Raw genomic sequence first — 3,131 nt, forward strand, 5'->3', positions numbered from 1 at the left:
GAAGAGGTTAAATTGTTTGTAGAAGGTACTTACAACGTTAAAATCGATGGTCAGGCCATTGCGGGTTTTCCAAAAAGCATTCAGATTCCAGCAGGGAAACACAAATTGAGTTTGAAGGTTTACAACCAGGCGCATGTTCCGGCGATTTTTGTTCAGGGTAAAACGGTAGTTTCTGATGAAACCTGGCTCACTACTTTCGAGGATAAAGAATGGATCGATGCGAGTGGAAAAACCTCTGATAAATCGGGAACTACCTTTGTTTTAGCAGGCTCATGGAATTTAACTGATCCAACTCAATTGCCATCACAGTTTAAATTGCCTGTTAAAGGTATTGCCGCGGTAAGTAGAAAAAAGAATGAGGGGGGAGAACTATTAGATTTTGGAAAAGAAACTTTTGGCTTCATTAAGGTTCATGGTTTAAAAGGTAAAGGTAGATTGAGTTTATTTTATGGTGAATCTGCTGAAGAAGCTTATTCTGAAGATAAATGTGAGACTTTAGATTATGTGGATATTGATTTGGCTGTGAAAAAGGATTCCATTATGCCACTTTCGAAAGCATTTAGATATGTGAACCGCCAAACAACTGGAAATGTAACAGTCGATTCTATTTCCATGTTATATGAGTATTCACCAGTAACAGAACGCGGAAGTTTTAAATCTTCGGATGAGGAGCTAAACAAAATTTACGATGTGGCCAAATATACCTTCCATTTAAATACCCGCGAGTTCTTTATCGATGGCATAAAACGCGATCGCTGGGTGTGGAGTGGCGATGCTTATCAAAGTTATTTGATGAACTATTACTCGTTTTTTGATGCACCAACTGTAAAACGGACTTTATTGGCTCAGCGTGGAAAAGATCCCGTAACGGCGCACATCAATACCATTATGGATTACTCTTTTTATTGGTTTTTAGGGATTTATGATTACTATAARTTTACCGGCGACCAGAAGTTCGTACAGGATATTTACCCACGAATGCAGTCGCTAATGACTTACATCGATGGAAGAAAGAATAAAAATGGCCTGTTAGAATGGATGCCTGGTGACTGGATTTTTATCGATTGGGCAGATAAACTAAGTAAAGATGGTGAAGTAAGTTTCGAACAGTTGTTATATGCCAGGAGTTTAGAAACAATGGCTTTATGTGCCAAATTAGCCAATGATGCAGAAGGCATTGCCAAATACGATAAACAGGCTAAAGAGCTGAAAAACAAGATTTTTGAACTTTATTGGAATCAGCAAAAAAGCGCTTTGGTTCACAGCCGGATTGACGATAAACAAACAGATAATGTAACCCGTTATGCCAACATGTTCGGGATTTTCTTTGATTATTTTACACCGGAACAAAAGTTATCGGTTAAAAAGAATGTGCTTTTAAACGATCAGATTGCCAAAATTACCACACCTTATATGCGTTTTTATGAGCTCGAAGCATTATGTGCCATGGGCGAACAACCTTATGTATTAAAGGAAATGAAAAATTATTGGGGCGGCATGTTAAAATTGGGCGCAACCTCTTTTTGGGAGGAATACAACCCAGATAAAAAGGGAACCGAACACTTGGCTATGTACGGCCGCCCGTTTGGAAAAAGCCTTTGCCACGCCTGGGGTGCAAGTCCGATTTATTTATTGGGAAAATATTATTTAGGCGTACAACCTACCACACCAGGTTATGAAACTTACACCATTGAACCTAATCTGGGTGGCTTAGCCTGGATGGAGGGCAAAGTCCCAACTGCGAATGGTGATATTTCAGTGTTTTGCAGTAAAAAAGAAATMAAAGTTTCTTCTCCAACAGGCGTAGGTAAACTAAAGATAAAAAGCAAAACCAAACCAGTTGTGAAAGGCACTGAAATGAAAGAAGTATCGAAAGGTTCGTATGAAATTACAATTGAAAAAGGCAAGGATTATAGCGTGAAGTATTCGGGCTAGTTTCGTCATTGCGAGAAGGCTTTTTCAGCCGACGAAGCAATCTTACTACTATGGATTATAGCGACCGCTTTAAGATTGCTTCGTCATTCTTCCTCGCAATGACTATAAGCTTATAAACCTGTGAGGTTTGAAACGAAAATCTCAATACGGTAACTTCGCGTTAGGGATTGTACCAATTCCTCATCGGTACCAGAGCGAAGCGGAGGTTTTATTTAGCCGGTCATATTATTTAGAAAAGCGGGGTTCGGTGCTTTTAGGTTATGAAAGTCCTGCTCTCCCTCCAAGTCCTCACTCATTCTTCGCTCCGGGCTTTCCGTTCTATCAGGTTTATTTAACCAAACTCAGTAGTTCTTGGCTACACATCAACCTGTCTATAGCTTATTGCGATAGATACCGAGTTAGGGATTGTAAGGGTTCTGGGCTAACGCTCGTTTCTAACGAGCGTTGAATAGCTTGTCGTTTACAAACGATAAAATCGTAAAGTTATTCATGCACTCGTTGGGAAACGAGCGCAAGCAATTAAGCGAAATATCATGATACGGTAGCTTCGCGTTAGGGATTGTAAGGGTTCAGTACCGATTTTTCATCGGTACCGGAGCGAAGCGCAGCCCTGAAAAGMCCGGACCCTTGCGTAGCTTGGGGAACGCCCAAATGAATTGCGGTTTCTTACACGCTCAATTTCTACATCAGGATCAGTACTTTAATAAAAAGATAGATCCTGAAACAACCCGATAGCTATCGGGTTCAGGATGACGACTTGACAAGTAAAATCAACAATTAAACCCCAATCCGTTGTTCTATTTTTTTAACACATTTATAGGCCTCGGCAAGGATCACATCATTTTCAATCGCTTGATCTACATTTATCGCATTTAACATTGAAATGGTTAAACAGGCGATAATTCCATTATTGCCATTAATACCAATTGGTACCGAAAGATCGGTAACACCAGAAACTGAATCACTATTTTTGAAATAAGAGCCAGTTTGCTGAATATCTTCCAATGAGGTCAAAAAATCTTCTTGCTGGGCTTTAGCATATTTTTTAAAAATGGAATTGTTTTTTAATGTTGTGCTACGCTCAGCCTCGGGCATATAAGCCAATAAAACCTTTCCTGATGCAGTTAAAGGTAATGGAAACAAATTTCCCTCCTCGATAGAAAGCGCAATCGGCCCCGGACTTTTCGCATGAATAA

Annotated in this window: 2 protein-coding genes; one reads left to right on the forward strand and one right to left on the reverse strand. The window is 39.8% G+C overall.

The genetic code is table 11. The features are described 5' to 3' along the window. Positions 1–1,935 (forward strand): alpha-L-rhamnosidase-related protein (locus AC1DPQ_RS22700; RefSeq protein ID WP_477610954.1); only part of this gene is annotated, 1,935 nt, incomplete at its 5' end. 777 nt (positions 1,936–2,712) lie between these two features. On the opposite strand, the gene AC1DPQ_RS22705 is transcribed toward AC1DPQ_RS22700, so the two are convergent. Beyond that, a partial coding sequence (locus tag AC1DPQ_RS22705) for an IclR family transcriptional regulator domain-containing protein (RefSeq protein WP_477610955.1) occupies positions 2,713–3,131 on the reverse strand: 419 nt, incomplete at its 5' end.

It is taken from the genome of Pedobacter sp. 01T416_2 (assembly GCF_056398925.1).